This is a genomic window from Sphingomonas sp., assembly GCF_035944535.1.
In the GTDB taxonomy this organism is placed as follows: Bacteria; Pseudomonadota; Alphaproteobacteria; order Sphingomonadales; family Sphingomonadaceae; genus Sphingomonas_B.
In genome coordinates this window covers 296077-318902 of sequence record NZ_DASZBC010000006.1, presented here as the reverse complement: position 1 = coordinate 318902, position 22826 = coordinate 296077, and the positions used below count along the sequence as shown (strand labels likewise).

22 protein-coding genes are annotated in these 22826 nt (G+C 67.0%); 6 read left to right on the top strand and 16 right to left on the bottom strand.

What is annotated here, in order from left to right; genetic code table 11:
• Nucleotides 1-297 precede the first annotated feature (297 nt).
• Nucleotides 298-618, bottom strand: a complete 321-nt coding sequence (locus VGT77_RS06370; RefSeq protein ID WP_327460699.1) for a hypothetical protein — start codon at nt 616-618, stop codon at nt 298-300.
• A 5-nt stretch (nt 619-623) separates the two neighbouring features.
• Here VGT77_RS06370 and VGT77_RS06365 point away from each other — a divergent pair, with 5 nt between their 5' ends.
• Nucleotides 624-1163, top strand: coding sequence for a HEAT repeat domain-containing protein (locus tag VGT77_RS06365; protein ID WP_327460697.1), 540 nt, complete (start codon nt 624-626; stop codon nt 1161-1163).
• A 30-nt stretch (nt 1164-1193) separates the two neighbouring features.
• Here VGT77_RS06365 and VGT77_RS06360 read toward each other — a convergent pair whose 3' ends face one another.
• Both VGT77_RS06360 and VGT77_RS06355 read right to left on the bottom strand, forming a co-directional pair.
• Nucleotides 1194-1733, bottom strand: a complete 540-nt coding sequence (locus VGT77_RS06360; RefSeq protein ID WP_327460695.1) for a hypothetical protein — start codon at nt 1731-1733, stop codon at nt 1194-1196.
• Nucleotides 1734-1760: 27 nt separating this feature from the next.
• The gene (locus tag VGT77_RS06355) at nt 1761-3356 is read right to left on the bottom strand and encodes a ComEC/Rec2 family competence protein (RefSeq protein WP_327460693.1); all 1596 of its coding nucleotides are present in this window, start codon (nt 3354-3356) and stop codon (nt 1761-1763) included.
• Between the two features lie 20 nt (nt 3357-3376).
• Here VGT77_RS06355 and gltX point away from each other — a divergent pair, with 20 nt between their 5' ends.
• The 3 genes from gltX to VGT77_RS06340 are packed head-to-tail and all read left to right on the top strand — an operon-like array spanning nt 3377 to nt 6583.
• Entirely contained in the window at nt 3377-4813 is a 1437-nt protein-coding gene (gltX, locus tag VGT77_RS06350) for a glutamate--tRNA ligase (protein WP_327460691.1), read from the top strand.
• Between the two features lie 2 nt (nt 4814-4815).
• Nucleotides 4816-6099 carry a citrate synthase gene (locus VGT77_RS06345; protein WP_327460689.1) on the top strand — a complete coding sequence of 428 codons (1284 nt, stop codon included), beginning with the start codon at nt 4816-4818 and terminating at the stop codon, nt 6097-6099.
• A complete protein-coding gene (locus VGT77_RS06340; protein WP_327460687.1) occupies nt 6077-6583 on the top strand; it encodes a DUF3833 family protein in 507 nt (168 codons plus the stop codon). Before VGT77_RS06345 ends, VGT77_RS06340 begins: the two co-directional genes overlap by 23 nt.
• Here VGT77_RS06340 and VGT77_RS06335 read toward each other — a convergent pair.
• Both VGT77_RS06335 and VGT77_RS06330 read right to left on the bottom strand, forming a co-directional pair.
• Nucleotides 6580-7890, bottom strand: a complete 1311-nt coding sequence (locus VGT77_RS06335) for a HAMP domain-containing sensor histidine kinase (protein ID WP_327460685.1) — start codon at nt 7888-7890, stop codon at nt 6580-6582. The two genes, VGT77_RS06340 and VGT77_RS06335, sit on opposite strands and share 4 nt — an antisense overlap.
• Entirely contained in the window at nt 7887-8975 is a 1089-nt protein-coding gene (locus tag VGT77_RS06330) for a DUF2336 domain-containing protein (protein ID WP_327460683.1), read from the bottom strand. Before VGT77_RS06330 ends, VGT77_RS06335 begins: the two co-directional genes overlap by 4 nt.
• A 92-nt stretch (nt 8976-9067) precedes the next feature.
• Between VGT77_RS06330 and VGT77_RS06325 the strand changes: the two genes are divergently transcribed.
• Together VGT77_RS06325 and VGT77_RS06320 are read left to right on the top strand one after the other, a co-directional pair.
• On the top strand, nt 9068-10525 hold the full coding sequence (locus VGT77_RS06325; protein WP_327460681.1) for an ABC transporter substrate-binding protein: 1458 nt from the start codon (nt 9068-9070) through the stop codon (nt 10523-10525).
• A 46-nt stretch (nt 10526-10571) separates the two neighbouring features.
• The gene (locus VGT77_RS06320; protein WP_327460679.1) at nt 10572-11012 is read left to right on the top strand and encodes a DUF4112 domain-containing protein; all 441 of its coding nucleotides are present in this window, start codon (nt 10572-10574) and stop codon (nt 11010-11012) included.
• 123 nt (nt 11013-11135) lie between these two features.
• Here the strand turns inward: VGT77_RS06320 and VGT77_RS06315 are convergent, their stop codons facing one another.
• From VGT77_RS06315 to VGT77_RS06265, 11 genes are all read right to left on the bottom strand, one after another.
• Nucleotides 11136-11438 carry an I78 family peptidase inhibitor gene (locus VGT77_RS06315; protein ID WP_327460677.1) on the bottom strand — a complete coding sequence of 101 codons (303 nt, stop codon included), beginning with the start codon at nt 11436-11438 and terminating at the stop codon, nt 11136-11138.
• Nucleotides 11435-12283: a carboxylating nicotinate-nucleotide diphosphorylase gene (gene nadC / locus VGT77_RS06310; protein WP_327460675.1), complete on the bottom strand. Its 849-nt coding sequence runs from the start codon at nt 12281-12283 to the stop codon at nt 11435-11437. The genes VGT77_RS06315 and nadC overlap by 4 nt, the downstream gene beginning before the upstream one ends.
• On the bottom strand, nt 12276-13286 hold the full coding sequence (gene nadA, locus VGT77_RS06305; RefSeq protein WP_327460673.1) for a quinolinate synthase NadA: 1011 nt from the start codon (nt 13284-13286) through the stop codon (nt 12276-12278). Before nadA ends, nadC begins: the two co-directional genes overlap by 8 nt.
• Before the next feature lie 52 nt (nt 13287-13338).
• Nucleotides 13339-14016 (bottom strand): DUF4230 domain-containing protein, encoded by a 678-nt coding sequence (locus VGT77_RS06300; protein WP_327460671.1) that lies wholly within the window; start codon nt 14014-14016, stop codon nt 13339-13341.
• Nucleotides 14013-14867: an MBL fold metallo-hydrolase gene (locus VGT77_RS06295; RefSeq protein WP_327460669.1), complete on the bottom strand. Its 855-nt coding sequence runs from the start codon at nt 14865-14867 to the stop codon at nt 14013-14015. The genes VGT77_RS06300 and VGT77_RS06295 overlap by 4 nt, the downstream gene beginning before the upstream one ends.
• Nucleotides 14868-14908: 41 nt before the next feature.
• Nucleotides 14909-16540 carry a M56 family metallopeptidase gene (locus VGT77_RS06290; RefSeq protein ID WP_327460667.1) on the bottom strand — a complete coding sequence of 544 codons (1632 nt, stop codon included), beginning with the start codon at nt 16538-16540 and terminating at the stop codon, nt 14909-14911.
• On the bottom strand, nt 16537-16905 hold the full coding sequence (locus VGT77_RS06285) for a BlaI/MecI/CopY family transcriptional regulator (RefSeq protein WP_327460665.1): 369 nt from the start codon (nt 16903-16905) through the stop codon (nt 16537-16539). The genes VGT77_RS06290 and VGT77_RS06285 overlap by 4 nt, the downstream gene beginning before the upstream one ends.
• A gap of 74 nt (nt 16906-16979) precedes the next feature.
• Nucleotides 16980-18404, bottom strand: a complete 1425-nt coding sequence (locus VGT77_RS06280; RefSeq protein WP_327460663.1) for an FAD-binding oxidoreductase — start codon at nt 18402-18404, stop codon at nt 16980-16982.
• 47 nt (nt 18405-18451) lie between these two features.
• Nucleotides 18452-20128: a DEAD/DEAH box helicase gene (locus VGT77_RS06275; RefSeq protein ID WP_327460661.1), complete on the bottom strand. Its 1677-nt coding sequence runs from the start codon at nt 20126-20128 to the stop codon at nt 18452-18454.
• A 145-nt stretch (nt 20129-20273) separates the two neighbouring features.
• Nucleotides 20274-21680: an NAD(P)H-dependent flavin oxidoreductase gene (locus VGT77_RS06270; RefSeq protein WP_327460915.1), complete on the bottom strand. Its 1407-nt coding sequence runs from the start codon at nt 21678-21680 to the stop codon at nt 20274-20276.
• Nucleotides 21681-21917: 237 nt separating this feature from the next.
• Nucleotides 21918-22787, bottom strand: a complete 870-nt coding sequence (locus VGT77_RS06265) for an alpha/beta hydrolase (RefSeq protein WP_327460659.1) — start codon at nt 22785-22787, stop codon at nt 21918-21920.
• Nucleotides 22788-22826: the final 39 nt, after the last annotated feature.

Genomic DNA, 22826 nt, shown 5'->3' with positions numbered 1-22826 from the left:
AGCGCCCGGGTCCGCAATGGGTGGAAACCAGACTTCTACTTATTAGGGCGGCTGCATCATTGCCTGACTCGCCGCCAAGTCACAATTGCGGCCACGATGCACGCTAACGCTAAAGTCGTGAACTTCGAAATGGTGTAGACGACCAGGGGGTCATCAGTCCCAAAAGAAGCAAATAGCCCACCAAAAAGGCTACATTCGTAAAGAGGACAAGCAGAACCATTCTAGTGGTTACGTGCGGCGATATCTCAAACTTCATCGCCCACTCTGCAGAGCGTAGCGGACATCCGCGATGGGTGGTTAGCGGTCGTTCGTGTGGTTTCGATCTTTCCAGCTCTGAACAGCGGCTACAGCCGTCCCGAGCAGGGCGTCTAAGTCGCTGATTTCGCCCTCCCACACCTCCAAAAACTCGCTGTCGTCATTGGTGTCGACTGAGGCAGCTTGAACGGAAACGGTCCCACCGGAGGGTGAGAACACCACTACTTGGAAGCACTCACTTTGAGGCTTTCCGGGGACGTGGAAGAACCGCAATGGCTTCCCTTCCCACTCCGTGAAGAGAGTTGAAGCGGTGACCTCCACCCACTTCTGGATGACGCGATCCACATCAGCATAATCGTTCATCGCGTGTGGATGCCTCGACGATAGCGTGCCGGCAACGGGTTGGTTTGCGGACGCAAGCATTTTACCGTCCCGCCATGAACGAGCGGTACGAGCCGCCGTCCGACTTCTTGAAGGCCCTTATCGATGATGAAGCGCCCCTCATCGGCGGTGAACACGCCGAAGCAAACCTGCTCCGCCTCATCGACATGACGAGAGACGAGCTTCCCGCTAACCGCGACTGGGCAACGCTCCTATTGGCTCAACAGGACATCGACAGCGCCGATGTGCGCAAGGCTCTGCTCCACGCTGCTGACGACGAAAACGAGTATGTTCGTGCCGAGGCTATCCTTGGCTTGGCTCAGCGTGACAAGACGGCGGCTTTGCCGTTTCTGCAGAGGGAGCTTGCCGGCGAGCACGTGCCGCTTCCGCTATTCGAAGCGGCGTTCATCGTCGCACATCCCTCACTTTTGGCGGACCTCCGCGCCTTTGCCGAGCCATCCGGCGACGACTTCATGGACAGTCTGGCACTTCAGGCGATTGAGGCATGTGAGCGGGCGGCGGGCTAACGTCCGCAAGGGGCGATAGTAGACATTGCACTATTGGAGATCGCGAACAGGCGTTCGTCTCCGGAACTCAGTTCGTAGCCAAAGGTGCTCGTCGCCTGCGTGTTTTGTCACTTTCACGTTAGGTGCATAGGCGAGCTGAACGGTGACCCCGCCGGTGCGACTCAACGTGAATCGATCGAGCTTCAGCCATTTCGGCTTGCAGGTCCGCGGCAGGCGGCGGTCGCTGACGACGATGTCGGCTTCGGCGCAGGCGCGGTTCATCGTTTCGATCGGGATCAGATAGGCGCTGCGGGTCGCAAGCACGCGCCAGTTGCGGCCACCCCGGCGGAGGGTGGCGAGGCAGGCGTCGGCGGTGCAGGCAGCGCCGGGCAGTGCGTCCAGGTCGGTCAGTTCCTCGTCCCGGCCGGCGGCCTCGGCCAGCATGTTGCGGACGAAGTCCTTGGCCTTGGGCCTGAGCAGGGCGTAGCTCCCCTCCTCCGTCCTGAGCGCCAGATGCCGGCCGTCCGAGGTGACCAGCAGGTCGGGCGCCGGAGTCGTGACCGCCCACACCGCGCCCGCCGCGAAGGGCAAAGCTCCGCCCCAGCGGACCCGGCTGCGCTACAGGCAGATCCACAGACCGCCGGCGACGATCAGCGCGAAGGCGGCGGCGGGCCAGGTAGGAAGCATGGCGACTGCGCCGGGTGCGTTGCCCGCCAGATGCGCGATCCAGAGCAACAGCGCGATGCTCTTGCCGGTCAACCACCAGAAAGGCGCGCCGAGCCCGGCTAGATCGAAAATCAGCGCAAGCAGCTCCAGCGGCATGACGATGAAGGTGGTGATTGGGATGGCGAAGATGTTGGCGATGGCGCCGTACAGCCCCTCTTTGTGGAAGTGGAACAGCGCGATCGGAGCCAACGCCAACTCAACCGCGAGCCCGCTCAGTAGCAGCGCGACGGTGCTGCGGCCGAGGCGGAACAGCGCGCCTTCGTCTCGCGCCGCCATGAAGGCGCGCATGCGGGGATGTTCGTGCAGCGCGACAATGGCGGTGACGGCGGCAAAGCTCAGCTGGAAGCTCGGGCCGACCAATGCTTCCGGCCAGATCAGCAGCACGATCAGCGCGCCGGCTGCGACCAGCCGCAGCGTCAGCGCCTCGCGTCCGATCGCCATACCGGCCAGCACCAGCAGCGCCGCCACGCAGGCGCGGACGGTCGGCACTTCGGCGCCGCTCAGCAGGGTGTAAGCGATGCCGATCGCGGCACCGACCCCGCCGGCGATCAGCATCAGCGGCCAGCGCAGCGCCAGCATGGGGCTCAGCGCCAAGAGCCGCAGCGTCAGCAGCATCGCGGCGCCCACCGCCGCACTGATGTGCAAGCCGCTGACGGAGAGCAGATGCGCCAACCCGGACCGCCGCATCGCTTCGGCGTCGGCTTCGCTGACGCTGCCCTGATCGCCGGTGACCAGCGCCACCGCGATGCCGTCGGATCCTCTGGGCGCCGCCGCGCGAATGTGTGCGCCGATCCGCTCCCGCAGCGAGCCGCCGCTGGGCGAAGCGGTGATCCGCTCCACGCGCCCGAGCGCCTTGCCGGTGGCGCCGAGCTGCTGGAACCAGGCGGTGCGGGCGAAGTCATAGCCACCCGGCAAGGCCGCGCCCGGAGGCGGCATCAGCCGTGCCCTGAGCCGGATGCGATCGCCCTTGGCCAGTCCCGCCGGAGCATCGCCATTTGCGATGTTCACCCGCAGCCGCTTAGGCAGATCGGGCGCGCCGAGCGGCCGCAGCAGCGCGCGCACGCTATCCTTTGCCGCGAGCTGCTGCACCCGCTCGACATCGGCCGCGAAGGTGACGACCGCCGGCCGCGTCAGCACGGGCGCAGCCACCCGCTCCGCCTTACTCCACACCAGGGCGCAGCCTGTGGCGATGGCGAGGCCTGCGACGAGCATCGCCACGCCCGTGCGGCGCGACAGCCCGACAGCCACTCCAGCAAGTGCCACGCCGAGACCGCCCGCGATCACCGCCAACCAGCCGCTTGCATTGGGCAGCACGAACCAGAGCGCGATTCCGAGCCCCAGCATCACCGGAAGCCAGAGCGGCAGCTGCTCGCGTTCGCGCTCCAGCCAAGCCTCTAGAGCGCCTGCGATCAGGGCGAGCGGCGACCCTCTTCCGTGCGGGCCGAAGGCCATGCTAGGGGCGCTCGCACCTGAGATCATGTCAGCCATAGCGTAGGGAGCATCAGCGCGTGAGCGCAAGCAGCGTCGTCACTCGTTTCGCCCCTTCGCCGACGGGCTTTCTCCATATCGGCGGTGCGCGCACGGCGCTGTTCAACCTGCTGTTCGCGCGTCACCATGGCGGCAAATTCCGGCTGCGGATCGAGGACACCGACAAGGCGCGCTCCACTCGGGAGGCGATCGACGCGATCCTGGACGGCATGACCTGGCTCGACCTGAACTGGGACGATGAGGTTGTCTATCAGTCGCAGCGCGCGGCGCGCCATGTCGAAGTTGCGGAGGCGCTGCTGGCGAACGGCCATGCCTATCGCTGCTATGCGACGCCCGAGGAGCTGGCGGAGCTGCGCGAGCAGCAGCGCGCCGCCAGGCAGCCGCTGCGCTATGACGGGCGTTGGCGGGACCGGGAGTGCGGGCCGGAGCAGGAAGGCAAGCCCTTTGCCGTCCGGCTACGGGCGCGAAGCGAAGGCGAGACCGTGATCGACGATCTCGTGCAGGGCCGCGTCGTCGTGCAGAATTGCGAGCTTGACGACATGATCCTGCTCCGTTCGGACGGCACGCCGACCTATATGCTCGCCGTCGTCGTCGACGATCACGACATGGGCGTAACGCATGTGATCCGCGGCGACGATCATCTGAACAACGCCTTCCGCCAGCTCGGCATCATCAAGGCGATGGGCTGGCCCGAGCCCGCCTATGCGCATATTCCGCTGATCCACGGATCAGACGGCGCCAAGCTGTCGAAGCGGCACGGCGCGCTCGGCGTCGATGCCTATCGCGACGAACTCGGCATGCTGCCCGAGGCGGTGAACAACTACCTGCTCCGGCTCGGCTGGGGACATGGCGATGACGAGATCATCTCGCGCGAGCAGGCGATCGAGTGGTTCGACATCGGCGGCGTGGGGCGCTCCCCGTCTCGCTTCGACCTGAAGAAGCTCGAAAACCTGAACGGCCATTATCTGCGTGAGGCCGACGATGCGCGCCTGGCGCAGTTGGTTGCACCTCGAGTCGAGCGGCTGATCAGGCGCGCGCCCGACCTCGCCCTGCTGACGCGCGCCATGCCGGAACTGAAGCCGCGCGCGAAGACGCTGGACGAGATCGCCGACGGTGCGGTCTTCCTCTTCGCGACCCGCCCGCTGGCTCTCGACGACAAGGCCGCGGCCCTGCTAAATGCCGACGCGCAAACGCTGTTGGGGCAAACCCGCGACGCGCTCGCCGCCACATCCGCGTGGTCCAGCGGGGCGATTGAGGCAGCGGTGCGGCAGGTCGCGGAGAGTGCCGGGATTGGCCTCGGAAAGGTCGCGCAGCCGCTGCGCGCCGCCCTTACCGGGCGGACCACCTCTCCGGGCATATTCGATGTGTTGGTTCTTTTGGGGCGCGAAGAGTCGCTGGCACGCCTGGCCGATGTCAGCAGACAAGAAAACGACGCGCACGCGATTGAGGAGCAGTGACGATGAGTGACATGGCAAAGCTGGCGCTCGGGGGGGCGGACACGCAGTTCCCGGTGTTGAACGGTTCGGTCGGCCCCAATGTGGTCGATATCCGCAAGCTCTACGCGCAGACCGGCGCCTTCACCTATGATCCGGGCTTCACCTCGACGGCGAGCTGCGAATCAAAGATCACCTATATCGACGGCGACGAAGGCGTCCTCCTCCATCGCGGCTACCCGATCCATCAGCTCGCCGAACAGTCGAGCTTCATGGAAGTTTGCTACCTGCTGCTGAACGGCGAACTGCCGAAGCAGGACGAGCTGTCGACCTTCACCCGCACGATCAGCCGCCACACCATGCTGCACGAGCAGCTGGCGACCTTCTACCGGGGTTTCCGGCGCGACGCCCATCCGATGGCGATCATGTGCGGCGTCGTCGGCGCGCTCAGCGCCTTTTATCACGACTCCACCGACATTACCGATCCCAAGCAGCGGATGATCGCAAGCCACCGGCTCATCGCGAAGATGCCGACGATCGCCGCGATGGCGTACAAATATTCGGTCGGCCAGCCCTTCCTCTACCCCGACAACTCGCTGTCCTACGCGGGCAATTTCCTGCGCATGACCTTTGGCGTGCCGGCCGAGCCCTATGAAGTGGTGCCGGCGGTCGAGCGCGCGATGGACCGCATCTTCATTCTCCACGCCGATCACGAGCAGAATGCCTCGACTTCGACCGTGCGCCTCGCCGGCTCGTCGGGCGCGAACCCGTTCGCCTGCATCGCGGCCGGCATCGCCTGCCTCTGGGGCCCGGCGCATGGCGGTGCCAATGAAGCGGCGCTCAACATGCTCCGTGAGATCGGCACACCCGACAAGATCCCGCACTATATCGAGCGGGCGAAGGACAAGAACGACCCGTTCCGCCTGATGGGCTTCGGCCACCGCGTCTATAAGAATTACGATCCGCGCGCGACCGTGATGCAGAAGACCGTCCGCGAAGTGTTCGAGGCGCTGAAGGTGAACGATCCGCTGTTCGAAACCGCGCTTCGGCTGGAGGAACTTGCGCTCAAGGACGATTATTTCATCGAGAAGAAGCTGTTCCCGAACGTCGACTTCTATTCGGGCGTGATCCTGTCGGCGATCGGCTTCCCGACTTCTATGTTCACTGCCCTCTTCGCGCTTGCCCGCACCGTCGGCTGGATCGCCCAGTGGAACGAGATGATCACCGATCCCGACCAGAAAATCGGCCGTCCGCGCCAGCTCTACACGGGCCCAACCCAGCGCGACTATGTTCCGATCGGCCAGCGCTAAGACTGGCCTGCTCGCAGCCGTCCTCGTGGGCGGCTGCGGCGGCCCGGCGGTTGCGCAGGGCACTGCCTTCGACCCGATCGCCTTCTTCGCCGGCCGCACTGCGGGCGAGGGCGAGCTCAAGATCCTGCTCAAGGACGCGCAGCCGCTGCGTGTACAGGGTCAGGGCCGTGTCGAGACCGATGGCACTCTGGTCCTCGACCAGCAGGTTCGCCGGGGCGAGCGCGTCCTGGAGCGTCGGCAATGGCGGATGCGGAAGGTGGGGCCGAACCGCTATCGGGGCACGCTGACCGACGCGACCGGGCCGGTGGAGATCGAGACCCGCGGCAACCTGCTAACCATACGCTATCCGATGAAGGGCAGCATGTCCGTCCACCAGTCGCTCGTCCTTGATGGCGCCGGCCGGACCGCACTCAACAGGATGACGATCAGCAAATTGGGCGTGCCCGTCGCGCGGATCATCGAGACGATCCGCAAGCTGGACTAGGCACCCGAAGGCAGCACCAGGGTGAAGCGCGCGCCCTCGCCCGGCGCGCTGTCGAGCAGGATCTCGCCGCCCATGGCCCGGGCGAGCCGGCGGGCGATATAGAGGCCAAGGCCGCTGCCGCCGTCCGACTGATCGAGGCGCGTGAATTTGTCGAAGATGCGCTTATGGTCGGCGGGAGCGATGCCCTGCCCCTGGTCGGCGATCAGGATCAATGTGCGGCTGCCTTGCACTTCGCCCCTGATCCAGATCGCGGAATCGTCGGGCGAGTGCCGTATCGCATTGCCGATCAGGTTGACGAGCACCTGCACCACCCGTCCCGCATCGCCGAGCGCGGGCAGCGTTTCTCCAAGCGCCGGGCCGTCGATGCGAATGCCACGCGCCGAGGCCCGGACCTTCAGCAGCCCGGCCGCGCGCCGCGCCAGGTCGGCCAGGTCGATCTGGTCGCGGCGCGGCCGGAAATCGTCGCGTTCGATCGCCTGCAGGTCCACCAGATCGCCGACCACGCCGAGCAGATGCCTCCCGGCACTGGCGATATCCTGCGCGTAATCGGCATAGTCGCGGCGGATCGGACCCTCGGCCTGGGCGCCGATATTCTCGGCCTGCTCGACGATGCGCGACAGCGGCTCGCGCAGAGCCTTCTCGAGCCGGGCGCCGAGCGCATCCGTCGCAGCCGCGTCCGCTGCCGGAGCCGACCCGTCCAATCGGAAGGCGCTGCCCCGATAGCCGGCGAAGCGGCCGCCGCCGTCCACCAGAGGCAGCCCCGTCAGGCGGACCCGCTCGCCTGTCGAGCGCACCACCGCATCCTGACCTTCAAAGCGCGCCCGGGCGGCGATCGCCTCGAGGATCGGCATGCCCTCGCCCGTGTCCTGGAACTGGAAATAGCGGCTGAGCGGTTGGCCCGCCCCGGCGTCCGCATCGTCACTGCCGAGCACGGTCAGGCGTAGAGCGGGGTCGGTCTCCCACAGCCAGTCGCCCCGCGCGCGCATGAAGTCGTGGACGCGCTCGCTGCCATTGTCGCCGCCGCGGCCCGGGCGTCTCGCCCAGCCCCCGACCGACAGCGCAACGCCCTCCTCGTCAGGCCGCGCCTCGACCCAGAGATCGAGATCGTCGGCGCCTTCCGCCGCAATCACGCATCGCGACACGAGGATGCCGAGCCGCTGCGCCAAACGAGCCAAGGTGGCGATCTGCGGCACCGCGATCGTCTCGCCCAAGGCCGAGCCTGCCGCTTCCTGCAGGCGCGCGAGCGGCGCTTCCGCTTCGACCAGCCGCCCCTCCCGGTCGATCCTGCCGCGCGCGAGACCGCTCACTGCGCCCGCCGTTCGCGGCCGATATCGGCGATCGCGTCGCGGAAGGCGCGGTCGAGCTGCCAGGGCCGGATCGCCTCCCGCGCCGCGTCGGCATCGAGGTCGAGGAAGTCGTTGACCCGCTCTTCGAGCTTCAGGTCACTAAGGCCATTTACCGCCGCCATCTGCAGCAGGATTGGCGCCGCTGCCTGGGTCGGCACTTCGATCGCGCGCAGTAGCACCGCCAGCGCACCGAGCGTGGGGTCTGCGGCGAGCAGGAAGGCGGGACCGAACTCCAGCCGAGCGCGCACAGCGAGCATTGCCGCGAACAGGCTGAAGCGCCCACCCTGGAACAGCTCGACGAGCAGCAAATCGTCGGCCGGCGTCGTGAGCGCCAGCCGCATTGCAACGGCGGCCAGGCTGCGGCCTTCATCATGCGCGGCCATGCGTTCGCCCACCGCCGCCGCCAGCGCCTCGTCGCGCAGTGCCGGGTTGAGCGACGAGGATCGCTCCAGATAATCACGCAAGGCGGCCGCGGCGCGCCACAGCAGCCGGTGCAGCAACTCGGCCGGCAGGTCGGCGAGAGCGAAGCGCGGCTCACCCATATCGCCGAAGCGGCGGACTTCGGCGGTCAGCAGCGCCGTCTGAAGTTCTTCCGGTGCATCGAACCGCACTGCCGCAGCTTCCCGCGGGTTGAGGTCGGCCACGCGGCGGATGGTCTGGCCGATCCGGCACTCCTCCGCCCTGGTCAGCAGCAACCCTACCAAATCCCGGTCGCGCAACACGCCGGCGCGATCGAAGATCGGGCGAAGAATGGGAATGCGCTCCACCTCCAGCACCGGCGGCGCTTCGGGGCCAAGACGAGTGACGAGTGACGCCCGCAGCTCCCGCTCCAGCTCGCGCACCAAACCGTCCAGCATCTGCGCCATGGCGGCGCGCTGGCTGTCAGTGGGGCGGACAAAATCGGGCAAAAACAAGTCGTGCAACGCCGCCGTCAGCCGCGCATCGGCCTGACGCGCGACTTGCGCGGCATCGGCGAGCAGCCGATCCGGTCCGCTGGGCGCAGCCTCGCCCCCTTCCAGCGCGCTCAAGGCCATGGTCGACCACATAAAAACCAGAGGTAAAGGACGGATTAAGTGTCTGCTTGGCGACGCGCGATATGGGCCATAGAGCGGATGTGAAAACAAGAGACGGGGGCGGAATGACGCGTTGGCTGCTTGTCCTGGTGCCGCTGCTCGCCACCGCAGCCTGCAGCCGCACGGACAGCGAAGGTCCGATCCGCGTCAGCGCCATTGGGGGCCCGCCGACGCTCGTCGATCCGAATCGGAAGGCGCCTGACGTGACGCAGCAGGCGCTGCTCACCGCGGTCGCCGAGCCGCTCGTCGCCTATGACGAGGGCGGGCAGATAGCCCCGGCGCTGGCGCAGCGCTGGATCGTCACCAGCGATGGCCTAAGCGCGATCTTCCGCTTGCGCCGCGTGTCGTGGCCCGGCGGGCGCCAGGTGACTTCACAGGAGATCGCCCGGCGGATGCGCGCCATGCTGGCGCCGGCAAGCCGCAACCCGCTCCGCTCCGCCTTCGACTCGATCCAGGAGATTAACCCGACCACGCCGGACGTGATCGAGTTTCGGTTGACCACACCAAGGCCGCCCTTGTTCGAACTGCTCGCCCAATCCGAAGCCGCCATGCTGTCGCGCCAGATGCAGGGCACCGGCCCCTTTCGCATAGACCGGCGCGAAGGTGACGTGCTCTATCTGAAGACGCGGGAAGCGGAGGGCGAAGCGGCCGAAGCGGAGACGGATACGAGGCAAGAGCTGGAGTTACGCGGCGAGCGGGCCTCCCGTGCCGTTCTCCGCTTCAATCGCGGCGACGGCGACCTGGTGCTCGGCGGCACCTACAAGGACTGGCCCCTGCTCCGCTTCGCCCAGCCGCGAAACGGGACCGTGCGCCTCGATCCGGCGGAAGGGCTGTTCGGGCTGGTCGTCCAGCGCGCGGAAGGCTTTCTCGAAGATGCCGCGAACCGGCAGGCGCTCGCCATGGCAATCGACCGCGACGCCATGCTCGCGACCATGGACGCGCCCGGTTGGGCCGGCGTGCTGACGGTGTTGCCGCAGCGCTATCGCTCGGCGGCGAACCCGGCCTTTCCGAGCTGGGCCGCGTTCGACATTGCCGGACGGGTCGAGGAAGCGCGTCGACGGGTGCGCGCCTGGCGGCAGGGAAAGGAAGGTCCTGTCACTGTCCGGCTCAGCCTGCCCGACGGGCCCGGCAGCAATCTGCTGTTCGGCCGCCTCGCCGCCGACTGGCGCAGGATCGGCGTGGAGACGCTCCGCACCAGCCCGACCGAGGCGGACTTGCGCCTGTTGGACCAGGTCGCACCGGCCGGCAGTGCGCTCTGGTATCTGACGCAGGTCGCCTGCCCGTCGCGTCAGGCCTGTGCCCAGGAGGCGGTGGTGGCGCTGGATGGAGCGCGCAAGTCGCTGTCGCTGATCGAGCGCGGGACGCAGTTGGCGACCGCCGACCGCGCCATCGCCGATGCCGGCTTCTGGGTTCCGCTCGCCCGGCCGCTCCGCTGGTCGCTGGTCAGCCCGCGCCTGAACCTGTTCCGCGAGAATCCACGCGCGTTGCACCCGCTGACCCGGCTGCGGGGCGAACGCCGCTAGGCAAAGCGACCACGGCTTCCCATCTTGATTCGGGAAGGAGATGTGCATGGCCGGTCGCTTTCGTGAAGCCGAGCGGATCGCGCGGAGCCTGCCGCTTGCTCCCGATGCAGAAGGCGTGCGGCGGCGCGTCGAAGCTGTCGAGGGGGTGCTCGAACGGCTCTTCACCCTGCCCGGCACCAATCGTCAGGTCGGGCTCGACGTGATCCTGGACTTCATTCCCGGCGTCGGCAGCATCGCTGCCGGCGGGCTCGGCGCATGGATGCTCTGGGAAGCGCGCAACCTCGGCATGTCCAAATGGCAGATGACGCGGATGGGCGCGAATATCGGCATCGACACGCTGCTGGGCATGATCCCGTTTGTCGGCGCGATCCCCGACTTCTTCTTCCGCTCGAACACGCGCAACCTGCGCATCATCAAACGGCACCTCGAGCGCCACCACCCCGAGACGGTGACGCTGGACGGGCAGACTCGAAATAGACTGCCATGAGCCGTTCCCCGGCGAAGGCCGGGGCCCAGTTCAGACCCTTGAATGCGTGGTGGTCGTGCCACTGTCGCTGGTGGGCCCCGGCCTTCGCCGGGGAACAGCTGGCGTAGAGTCAGTCAGAAAAACCTAGCCGCAGCGGGCGCTGAGGATCTTGCCTGCAGCGTCCACTTCGATGTTCAGCCGCTCGACGACATAGTCCATCGACACCATCTGCCCCGGCCGGATGATGCGCACCGAAGTCGCACCGGACGAATCCCGCGCGCGCGCGGTCATCGTCTCGTCAAGCGTCTTGCCGATCAGGAACTTCAGGTCCGATGCGTCGCAGCCTTCCATAGCAGGCGGTGTAGCAAGCGCCGGGCGCGCCGTCTTGGTCTTCTCGGCAAAACTCGGAGCCCCGAGCAGGGCGACAACCAACAGCAGCTTGATCATAGGCTTGCAAAATCCAATCCGATATCGGCGGCCGGGGCGGACTGGGTGATCCGGCCGACCGAGATGAAATTCACGCCGGTCTCGGCGATGGCGCGGATGGTGTCCAGCCGCACGCCGCCCGAGGCTTCTGTCGGTACCCGGCCCGCGACCAGGTCCACCGCTTCGCGCAACACCGGCGGCCCCATATTGTCGAGCAGCAGCCGGGTCGCGCCCGCCGCAACGGCCGGCTCGATCTGATCGATACGGTCCACCTCGACGATGATCTCGGCAATGCCGGCGTCTCGCGCCCTCCGCACTGCCTGGCCGACGCCGCCGGCGACCGCGACATGATTGTCCTTGATCATCGCCGCGTCCCAAAGCCCCATGCGATGATTGGCGGCTCCGCCCATGCGCGTCCCATATTTTTCCAGCACGCGAAGACCCGGCATCGTTTTGCGCGTGTCGAGCAGGGTCGCGCCGGTTCCTTCGATCGCATCGACATAGGCGCGGGTCAGCGTTGCGATGCCGGACAAGTGCTGCACCGTGTTCAGCGCCGACCGCTCCGCCGTCAGCATCGCGCGTGCTTTCCCGCGCAGCCGCAACAGATCGGTGCCGCCTTTGACAAGCTGCCCGTCCTCCACCAGCATCTCGATCTCGACATCGGGATCGAGCGCCCGGAAGAACGCCGCCGCGATCGGGAGCCCCGCGACGACGATCGGATCGCGGCTGTCCATCACACCCTCGAACCGCGCGTCCGCCGGGATGACCGCCTCGGAGGTGATGTCCCTGCCCGGCCCCAGATCCTCCGCCAGCGTGGCCTGTACGAACGCCGCCAGATCGAAGCCGTCGAGCCGGAACTCACTCACCGGTGACGCGCACCGGCCCGAGATCGCCCATGCCGACGGTGCCGCTCGCCATCGCGAGCATGCGGTCGAGGCTGGTCTTGGCCTTCAGGCGCAGTTCCTCGTCGAGCTCGATCCGCGGCTCCAGGTCGCGCAGCGCGATGTAGAGCTTCTCCATCGTGTTGAGCGCCATATAGGGGCAGATGTTGCAGTTGCAGTTCCCGTCCGCCCCCGGTGCGCCGATGAAGGTCTTATCCGGCACCGCCTTCTGCATCTGATGGATGATGTGCGGTTCGGTCGCGACGATCACGGTCTGCGCATCCGACTCCTTGGCGACCTGCAGGATGGCGCTGGTCGAGCCAACGAAATCGGCATGGTCGAGCAGGTGCGGCGGGCATTCGGGGTGGGCCAGGATCGGCGCGTCGGGATGCTGCGCCTTCAGCTTCAGCAGCTCGGTCTCGGAAAACGCCTCATGCACGATGCACACGCCGGGCCAGAGCAGCATGTCGCGGCCGGTCTTGCGCGCGAGATAGCCGCCCAGATTCCGGTCGGGGCCGAAGATGATCTTCTGCTCCTTCGGGATCTGCATCAGGATCTTCTCGGCCGACGAGGAGGTGACGATCACGTCCGACAGCGCCTTCACGGCCGCCGAGCAGTTGATGTAGGTGAGCGCGATATGGTCCGGATGCTCGGCGCGGAAGGCGGCGAAGCGCTCCGGCGGGCAGCTATCCTCCAGGCTGCAGCCGGCATCCATGTCGGGCAGCACGACGATCTTGTCCGGCGACAAGATCTTCGCCGTCTCGGCCATGAAACGCACGCCGCAAAAGGCGATCACGTCCGCGTCCGTCTCCTGCGCCTTGCGGCTGAGCTCAAGCGAGTCGCCGACAAAGTCCGCCAAATCCTGCAGCTCGGGCTTTTGGTAATAATGGGCGAGGATGACCGCGTTGCGTTCCTTGCGCAGCCGGTCGATTTCGGCCCGCAGATCGAGCCCGGTGAGCGACCCGCCAAATCCGTTACGTGCGTCCATGACAACTCCTGAGGTCCGAACGGAGATAGGTGCGCGGCCGTTCCACCGCCAGTCAGCGCCGGTCCAGCACTTCGCTCAATGGCGTCGAGCGGTCCATCTGTTCATCGGAGCGCCGTTCGTCGGCGAAGCGGACCTGAACGCGGGCATCGAGCCCCGCCGCGCGCATCGGCAACGCGAAGTTGCGCTCGACGGCCCGGCGGGTGGCGTCGCGGGCGATGCGCATCGGCACCGGTCCCCGCGCCTGCCGCAGCAGTTCGGCCTGTGCCGCGCGGCGATTGGCGGCGTCGAGCCGGTCCTCGGCATTGGTAAAGTGCATCAGCAGCCCGCCGCCGTCGAACTCGCGCACCGCATTCATATCGACAGTGGGCCCGACCAGCTCCACCGGCGGCAAGGTGACGGTCAGCAGCTTGGCCTCAGCATCCCAGCCAATGTCCTTCGGCTGCAGCTTGGCGAGGTCCACCTCGTAGCGAACGGTGCCGGGCATGATCAAAGTCTTGCGCGCCTTCAACCCGAGCCGCGTCTGCTCCGACGTCACCACGGCGACATAGCTGGCGACGAAGGCGGAGAGCCGGTTCTGCTCCTGCATGCCTGTGAGCGTCGCGGCGGCGATGCTGGTCGGGTCAAGCGCGAACCGGCTGCTGAGATAAGTGCGCAACCCGAAGAAGCCGGCGAGCAGGATCAGCAGCGCAACAGCCGCGCCGATCAGGCCGCTGCGCAGGCTGCTGGTCACGCCAGCCTCCAGCTGTCGCCTTCCTGCAGTGCCATCCCCCGATCCCGCAGTTCGATCAGATGAGCGAGGACCGACCGTCCAGCCGCGCCATGCAGCCGCGGATCGAGGCCGACATACATGCGCTCCACCATGGCCGGAATGACACGGACCCCCTCGCCGAGCAGCCGGAGGATCTGGCCCTCGCGCTGCTTGCGGTGCCCGGCCAGACCGCGCACGAGCCGCTGCGGGTTCTCCACGGGCTCGCCATGCGCGGGATAATAGATACGGTCCTCGCGCTGCATCAGCCGGTCGAGGCTTGCCATATAGGCGGCCATGTCGCCATCGGGCGGCGAGACGACGCTCGTCGACCAGCCCATCACATGATCGCCGGTGAACAGCGCGCCACTCTCACCCAGCGCGAAGCAGAGATGGTTGGAGGTATGTCCTGGCGTCGCCACCGCCTCCAGCGTCCAGCCGGGGGCGCTGACCTGCTCGCCATCCGCCAGCACCCGGTCGGGCGCATAGGTCTCGTCAAATGCTGCGTCGGCACGCGGCCCGCTGTCGCTCAGCACCAGCGGCGCGCAGCCGATGACCGGCGCGCCCGTCGCCTTTTTCAGGGCGGCGGCGGCGGGGCTGTGATCGCGGTGCGTGTGAGTGCACAGGATCGCGGCCACCCGATCCCCCGCTACGGCTTCGATCAACGCCGAAACATGGTCCGCGTCGTCAGGGCCGGGATCGATCACCGCGACCTCGCCGCGTCCCACGATATAGGTCTGGGTGCCGGTATAGGTGAACGGGCTGGGGTTGCCGGCCAGCACCCGCCTGACCAGCGGCTCCAGCTCGACAGCGCGTCCGACAGGCGGCGTTTCCATGAGCGGGAGCGATGAAGCCGCCCCCGTCCCTTGGCAAGCGGTTAGTTGCTCTCGCGCAACCGCTCGATCTGCCTATCGATCGATTCCAGCGCCTGCTCGCGCGCATAGATCGGCATGTGCCGCGCATCCATCGAAGCGATGCTGGCGCGAGCGCTCTGCAGGCCGGCGAGCATCGACTTCCGCATCTCGGCACGCTGGGCCGGCGACCAGGCCTGGCACTGCACCACCTGCTTTTTGCCGTCATGGACGAGTTCGACGGATACATTGTGCGTGCCCCGGCTGCACATCTGGCGGGCGGCGAGAACATGGGCGCGAACACTATCGGAGGAGCTGCGGGCGTACGCGGCGGCACGCACGGCTTCCCTGCGCCCCCGTTCGGCCTCGCGGCGGCCTTCCTCTGCTTCGCGCATCGCTTCGCGCCGGGCTTCGGCCGCTTCTAGCAGAGCTTCGCGGCGCGCACTGGCGGCTTCACGCTGGGCCTCGAGCGCATCGCGCCGCGCCTCTTCGACAGCCTCGCGCACTTCGCGGCTGATTTCCTCACCGTCCACCATCGGTGGCATCGGCGGGACCGGAGGCACCGGGACAATGGAAGGCGGCGGGGGCAACGGGTGCGGATGACCGGTCATTGCCAGCTTCACCGGCGACGGCGCGGTGGGCACAGCCGCGACAGCCCGAGGCGCCACGGGCGGAACCGGCGCGATCGCGGGCACCACCGGCGCCAGCACGTCGCGCACCTGTTCCTCGACCTGCTTGGACGTCTCGGCGGCGATCCCGTTCGACGCGGTCAGCATCAGCCCGCCACCGACCAAGGCAGCCGCCACGATGCTGCCGGCCCGAGAGCGCGCACGGCTCGAGCGATAGGTCTTCATCATCTTCAATCTCCTCTTGAGGTCATCCCCGGCCCCAAGAGCGCAAGCGGCCACCGGAAGGCGGTCGCAGGCGGATTTCAGCAGCGCCGACCCATAGGCATGGCGTTCGTCCGGCGTGGCGCGCGCCAGAACCATCGCGTCGCAGGCAAGCTCCTGGTCCTGGCGAAAGGCACGGTGCGCGAAATAGGCGATCGGATTCCACCAGTGCAGCGCCAGCATCACGAGCGCCAGGAAGTTGGCGGACATGTCGCAGCGGCGGTGGTGCTGGACCTCATGCTCGATGGCGAGGCGCAGCTCGTCGCGGCCATAGCGGCGGCGATAATCCTCCGGCAGCACGATCGTCTTCAGGAAGATGCCGGCCGCGAAGGGACCCGGCGCGGCCGGGCTCGCGCACACCTCGACGCCATCGCGATCGAAGCGTGGCAACTGTGTCGCGTCTTCCAGCGCGGTGCGAACGAAGCGGCGATAGCTGAGGATGTGCCAGGCAAGGAACGCCAGGCCGCCCACAACCCAAAGACCTGCCATCAGCATGGGCCAACTGACCAGCGGCGCGCTGACCCGGTCGGCCGGCGCGGGGTCGGCCATTAGCAGGAACTCGATGTCGAGGGGCGACGGCAGCATGTGCAGCGGCGCCGGCGTCACTTCCTCAGGCAGCGGCGGCAGCAGCATGCGCAGGCCGGGCAGCAGCCACAGGCCATAGGCAATATGGGGGCCAAAATGGCGGGCCACCGGCACGCGTATGGCCAGCACCACCAACATCAGGATGGTTGAAGCGATAAGCGTCTCGACGGCCCAGCTGATCATGGCTTCAGCTCCCTGAGCAAGGCTTCCAGCTCTTCGATATCTTCAGGCGACAAGGCGCGGCGTTCGGCCAGCTGCGCGATCAGCGGAGTCACGCGACCGCCGAACAGCCGGTCGACCAATTTCTCCGATTCGCGACCGACATAGGAGTCGCGCTCGATCGCCGGGCGATAGAGGAACCGCCTGCCCTCGGACTCATGCGTGATCGCGCCCTTGGCCAACAGGCGGGACAGCAGCGTCTTGACGGTGTGCACGCTCCAGCCCCGCTTCGGACCGGCGCGCTCGGCGACCTCCGCGGCGGTCAAGGGCTGCTCTTCCCAGAGCACCTCCATCACCGCATGCTCGGCCTCGCTGATCCTTTCGGCCATTCCCACACCCTTTGCGTCTTGTTACGACTACAGGTGTCATCGTTTAGCTGAACGACGGGTGAATTGAAAGCTGGTTACGGATCTGACGGCAGTCGCAGCACCTTGCCCGGGTTCATGATGTTCAGCGGATCGAGCGCTCTCTTGATCGTGCGCAACAGGTCCGTCGCGATTGGGCTCCGATACGCCTCCGCCGCGTCCCGGCGCAGAACGCCCAGCCCATGTTCCGCGGAGATCGACCCGCCATGTGCGATGACGAGATCATGCACTAACCGATTCACAGCCTCGGTGAGCTCGCTGGCCGACCGGCCGGGCGGCGGAGCGACGTTGAAGTGGAGATTGCCGTCCCCTGCATGACCGAAAATGACGGGCGTGCATCCCGGAAAGTGCCGAGCGAGCGCCGCCACCGTTTCTTCGATGAAGGTTGGGATACGGCTGATCGGCACAGAGACGTCGTGCTTGATATTGCCGCCGTGAATTGACTGGGCCTCGGAGATCGTCTCGCGCAGAGTCCAGAGCGACCGGCCCTGTTCGAGGGTATGCGCGATCACCGCATCGGGAACGCCGCCACGCCCCAGACCTTCGAGCAGCGACTGGTTCATCCGCTCGGCCGCATCCGCCTGCCCCGACGCGCTCGATATCTCGACCAGCGCATACCAGGGGTGCATGGCACCGAACGGACGCCGGGTGCCTGGGATGTGCCGGAGCACCAGCTCCAGCGCCTCTGCAGCGATCAGTTCGAAGGCGGTGAGGCTCGGCCCTGCCGCGCGCTGGGCGTCACTCAGCAGCTTCAGACCCGCCTCTGGCGATTGCAGGGCGGCGAAGGCGACAGCCCGGCCCGCGGGCTGCGGAAACAGCTTCATCACCGCCGCGGTGATCACGCCCAGAGTGCCCTCCGAGCCGATGAAGAGCTGCTTCAGGTCATAGCCGCTATTGTCCTTGCGCAGACCGCGCAGCCCATCCCAGATCTCGCCTGCGGCCGTCACCACCTCCAGACCCAGGCACAGATCCCGGGCATTGCCATAGCGCAACACGGCGGTGCCCCCTGCATTGGTCGCGAGATTGCCGCCGATCGTGCAGCTTCCCTCCGCCGCCAGGCTTAAAGGAAACAGGCGGTCCGCCGCGGCAGCCGCTTGCTGGACCTCAAACAGTTTGACGCCCGCTTCGACCGTGGTCGTGTTGTTGACCGGATCGACCGCACGCACCGACCTGAGCCGCGCAAGCGACAGCAGCACCGCGTCACCGCTCGCATCGGGAACGGACCCGCCGGTGAGACCGGTATTGCCGCCTTGGGGAACAACCGGAACCCGCCGCGCCGCGCACCAGCGGACCACCGCTGCGACATCCGCCGTGCTGTCCGGCTGTATCACTGCGCGCGCCTTGCCGTGCCATTGGCCGCGCCAGTCGCTGAGGAAGGGCTGCATGTCTTGCGGGTCGGTCAGCATCCGGCCCGCAAAGCAGCTGCGCAGTTGCTCGATCTCGATACCCGTGTCGGCAGTCACGCCTGACGGTGTAACGAACCTCCCCGGCGCAAGCACGGGAAATCCGGTCAGCGCCCCCTGCCCGGCCGCTTTGGTGCGCCCGTTCGGTAAGGTCGCGGCTGGTGAGTCCGGCGCGGGCCCTCGCGCGCAGGTCCGCCCTGCAGCGCCTGGAGCGCGATGTTGCTTTCCGGATCGCCCTTGTCGGCGCTGCGCGACCAGGCCGCGGCGAAGCGCTGCGCGACATTTCCGGCGACCTCGAAGTGGGTCTCGTTCGGCTGGATGCGGATCGCGCCCACTTCGGCCTTGGTGATGTGGCCTCGGCGGCACAGCAATGGCAGAATCCAGCGCGGATCGGCATTGTGGCGGCGGCCGACATCGATCCGGAACCAGGCGCTGCCCTCAAAACCGCCGCGCTGCTCGCGGCCCCGCTCCTGCGGCGCCTGTCCGACCAACTCTTCCGGCTCGGGCAGTGACGCGCGATGTGCTCGGACAAGGGCCGCGGCGAGGTCTTCCGGACTCCTCTCGGCGAGCAGACGAGCGGCGATCTCCCGATCCTCCTCGTCGATTTCGGCGGGCTGGAGCAGAGCTTCGAGCAGCCTTTCGCGATCCTGCGCTCTGATCTGTTCGGGAGTCGGCGGATCGATCCACTGCGCCTGGATGCGCGCGCCCTTCAGCATCATCTCGACACGACGGCGGCGCTGGAAAGGTACGACCAGCACGGCGGTGCCTTTCTTGCCCGCGCGCCCAGTGCGGCCGGAACGGTGCTGCAGAGTCTCGGCATCGCGCGGCAGCTCGACATGGATGACGAGGCTCAACGACGGGAGGTCGATGCCCCGCGCGGCGACATCGGTCGCGACGCAGACCCGCGCCCGCCGGTCGCGCAACGCCTGCAGTGCGGCGTTTCGCTCATTCTGGCTATGTTCGCCGGACAGGGCGACGGCGCCGAAGCCGCGCTCGACCAAAGTCGCGTGCAGATGCCGCACATTCTCGCGCGTCGCACAGAACAGCATCGCCGTATCCGCTTCGTGCAGCCGCAGCAGGTTCACGACGGCATGCTCGATGTCCGGCGGCGCGACGGCGAGCGCCTGATAGCTGATGTCGCCATGGCCGCGATCCTCGCCCACAGTGGAGATGCGCAGCGCGTCGCGCTGGTAACGCTTGGCGAGCGCCACGATCGGCTTGGGCATGGTCGCCGAAAAAAGCAGGGTTCGCCGGTCCTGCGGCGACGCGTCGAGAATCTGCTCCAAATCCTCGCGAAAGCCCATGTCGAGCATCTCGTCCGCCTCGTCGAGCACCGCCACGCGCAGAGCGGACAAATCGAGTGCTCCACGTTCGAGATGGTCGCGCAGCCGGCCCGGCGTGCCGACCACGATATGCGCGCCGTGACTCAGCGCCCGTCGCTCCTTCGAAGGGTCCATGCCGCCGACACAGGTGGCGACCCGCCCGCCGGCCTTACCGTACAGCCAGACCAATTCGCGGCTGACCTGCAGCGCCAGTTCGCGCGTCGGCGCGATGACCAGCACCAGCGGCCCGCCGGCGCGCGGCAACGCCGCGCCCTCGAGCAGTTGCTCGGCCATGGCGAGACCGAAGGCGACCGTCTTGCCCGAGCCGGTCTGGGCGGAGACGATCAGGTCGCGGCCATGCGCCTGTTCTTCGAGGACGGCCGCCTGAACGGCCGTGGGCGCATCATAACCGCGCGCGACGAGAGCCTCGGCAAGAGGCTGGGGGAGATCGGTGAAAGACATGAAGCGCCTTAGATGGGGTGGCAAAGCACAAGAGCAATTCCCCTCCAGCCCTTGCTGGAGGGGTTAGGGGTGGTTCTCTTATCTTCGTGTGAAGCCAGAAGGGGCCACCCCCAGCCCCTCCACGAAGGCGTGGAGGGGAGCAACATCAATCGCCCGTCAAGATTCGGTCGACCAGCTGCTTCACCGTCGGCACGAACCCGTTCGAGTAGAACGGGTCCTTCTTGAAGTTGTAGGCATTGTGGCCGGCGAACATCAGGTTCTGCTCGACTGGCCCGCCATGCGCAATGTCCTGCAGCGTCTTCTGAATGCAGAAACTGCGCGGATCGGCGAGCCGGCCCGTGGAGTTGGTCTCGTTATCCGCCCAGGAAGAGAAAGCGCATTGACTGAGGCAGCCCATGCAGTCTGCCTGATCCTTGCGGATGATCGCCTTTTCCGCCGGCGTTACGAAGATCAGCGTGTTGTCGGGCGTCTTCAGCGCTTCGGTGAAGCCCAGGCCAAACCATTCGCGGGCGCGCAGCAGGTCGCCGCGCGTCACCCAGAAGTTCTTGCCCTTCACGCCGACGTCGAGCTGGTGAGTATGATCACCGGCCATCTCGCCGGCGAAAGCGATCTGCCGCTCCGAGCGCGCGACCAGTTCGCGCAGGAACGGGTTCAGCACCGCCGAGGAATAGAAGCCGGTCGGCGAGAAGCGGTGGAGCAGCACGTCGCCCGGTTCCAGCGTCATCAGCGCCTGCTTCCAGCCTTCGGGGATCGGACTTTCCTTGGTGAGCAGCGGCCGCGTGCCGAATTGGAATGCGATCGAACCGAGCTCCGGATTGTCGATCCAATGGTTCCAGTCGCGCAGATACCACACGCCGCCGGCCATCACGATCGGCACATCGTCCGAAATGCCGCCGGTCCGCATCGTCTCGCGCAGCGCCTTGACGCGCGGATAGGGGTCCTGCGGCTGCAGCGGGTCCTCGGCATTGGATAGGCCGTTATGGCCGCCCGCGAGCCAGGGGTCTTCATAGACCACCGCCGCCAGCCATTCCGCCGCCTTGGAATAAGCCCGCTTCCACAGCGCACTGAATGCCCGCGCAGAGCTGATGATCGGCAGGTAGTTGACGCCATAGGAGGCGGTGATCTCGGAGAGCTTGTACGGCATGCCGGCGCCGCAGGTGACGCCCGCGACCAGACCGCGCGTCCGTTCCAGCACGCCGTGCAAGATGCGCTGGGCGCCGCCCATTTCCCACAGCACGTTGATGTTGATCGCGCCCTTACCGCCGGCGAGATCGTAGGCGCGCTTCACCTGCTCGACCGCACCGGCGATAGCGAACTCGATCAGTTCCTCGTGGCGTTCGCGGCGGGTGCGGCTCTGATAGACCTGAGGCACGATCTTGCCGGTTGGATCATAGCTGTCGGCGTTGACGGCCGAGACGGTACCGATGCCGCCCGCCGCCGCCCAGGCGCCGGAGCTTTGGTGATTGGTGGCGGAGACGCCCTTGCCGCCCTCGATGATCGGCCAGACCTCGCGTCCGGCATAGAGGATCGGCTTCAGGCCCTTGAAACCCATGGTCGCAGCGTTCATCGGCGCGCCTATAGCAGCGGTTTTTCCGGGCGCGCAAAGAAACTTGGGCGGCCCGCGCTGCTCCACAAACGCCTGGAGCCGCGGGCTGCTCCCCAACGCCCTGTTTCATTTTGATACGAACGGAGGAACTTCAGTCATTCAAGTAGGTTAGGTGCGGCATACCGGGCCGAAGCGAGCTTCGCCCGCCGGGAGACCCACCCCCTTTCTCCCGGCGGGCTCTTTTCAGCTTCGTGCGGCCAGGACCCTCGTCAACAACCGATCGATCGCCGCCGCCGCTTCCGGCTCGTCAAGGGTCGGCGCATGGCCGACGCGCGGGATGGTGACCGTCTCCGCCTGCTGCAGCTGCTGCCCCATGCGCGCGAACGTCGCCGGCGCCAGCACGTCGGACAGTTCCCCGCGCAGCACCAGTGCCGGCGTCTCCCGCAACGCCGCCAGCGCCGGCCACAGATCCGCCACCGGCTGATCCCCCGCCGTCTTCATCGGCTCGGCGATCCGCGTGTCATAATCGAGCACGATCCGACCTCCCGAGGACAGCCGGTACAGCTTTTTGGCCATGCGCAGCCAATCCTCGATCCCGTAATCCGGATAAGCCGGGCGCTGAGTTTCTGAGAGCGCCCGCGCCGCATGCAGCCAGGTGGGCCAGTTGGCGCTCCGCCCGACATAGGCGCGAATGCGCTCGATGCCGGCCGGGTTCAGCTCCGGGCCGACGTCGTTCAGCACCACGCCCCGGATCCGCTCCCGCTCCCCTTCGGCCATCAACATGGTGACGAGTCCGCCCAAAGACGTGCCGATCGCGACGAAGCCGGTCAGCCCCAGCTCGCGGATCAGCGCCTGCACATCGAGCACATAGATGAGCGGCGTGTACGAGGTCGGATTCTTACTGTAGGCGCTTTCGCCGCGCCCTCGGAACTCGACTGCGATCACCCGCCAGTCGGGTGCGAGCCGCTCCGCCAGCCCTTCGAAGTCCCGCGCGTTGCGGGTCAGACCAGGCAGGCACAGGACCGGCGGCCGCCCGTCCGCGCCGCCCGCATAGTCACGATAATGGAGGCGCAGGCCGTCATTCCACCAATAGCCGTCGGTGTAATGGGCCAAGTGCACGCTCCCCTCGAACGGCGGCCATATTGCGAGATC

What these genes read in the sequence shown, in the direction of transcription:
- VGT77_RS06370 (WP_327460699.1), bottom strand. Translation starts at nt 618, where the DNA reads ATGAACGATTATGCTGATGTGGATCGCGTCATCCAGAAGTGGGTGGAG.
- VGT77_RS06355 (WP_327460693.1), bottom strand. Translation starts at nt 3,356, where the DNA reads ATGGCTGACATGATCTCAGGTGCGAGCGCCCCTAGCATGGCCTTCGGC.
- VGT77_RS06345 (WP_327460689.1), top strand. Translation starts at nt 4,816, where the DNA reads ATGAGTGACATGGCAAAGCTGGCGCTCGGGGGGGCGGACACGCAGTTC.
- VGT77_RS06340 (WP_327460687.1), top strand. Translation starts at nt 6,077, where the DNA reads ATGTTCCGATCGGCCAGCGCTAAGACTGGCCTGCTCGCAGCCGTCCTC.
- VGT77_RS06330 (WP_327460683.1), bottom strand. Translation starts at nt 8,975, where the DNA reads ATGTGGTCGACCATGGCCTTGAGCGCGCTGGAAGGGGGCGAGGCTGCG.
- VGT77_RS06325 (WP_327460681.1), top strand. Translation starts at nt 9,068, where the DNA reads ATGACGCGTTGGCTGCTTGTCCTGGTGCCGCTGCTCGCCACCGCAGCC.
- VGT77_RS06320 (WP_327460679.1), top strand. Translation starts at nt 10,572, where the DNA reads ATGGCCGGTCGCTTTCGTGAAGCCGAGCGGATCGCGCGGAGCCTGCCG.
- VGT77_RS06315 (WP_327460677.1), bottom strand. Translation starts at nt 11,438, where the DNA reads ATGATCAAGCTGCTGTTGGTTGTCGCCCTGCTCGGGGCTCCGAGTTTT.
- nadA (WP_327460673.1), bottom strand. Translation starts at nt 13,286, where the DNA reads ATGGACGCACGTAACGGATTTGGCGGGTCGCTCACCGGGCTCGATCTG.
- VGT77_RS06295 (WP_327460669.1), bottom strand. Translation starts at nt 14,867, where the DNA reads ATGGAAACGCCGCCTGTCGGACGCGCTGTCGAGCTGGAGCCGCTGGTC.
- VGT77_RS06290 (WP_327460667.1), bottom strand. Translation starts at nt 16,540, where the DNA reads ATGATCAGCTGGGCCGTCGAGACGCTTATCGCTTCAACCATCCTGATG.
- VGT77_RS06285 (WP_327460665.1), bottom strand. Translation starts at nt 16,905, where the DNA reads ATGGCCGAAAGGATCAGCGAGGCCGAGCATGCGGTGATGGAGGTGCTC.
- VGT77_RS06275 (WP_327460661.1), bottom strand. Translation starts at nt 20,128, where the DNA reads ATGTCTTTCACCGATCTCCCCCAGCCTCTTGCCGAGGCTCTCGTCGCG.
- VGT77_RS06270 (WP_327460915.1), bottom strand. Translation starts at nt 21,680, where the DNA reads ATGGGTTTCAAGGGCCTGAAGCCGATCCTCTATGCCGGACGCGAGGTC.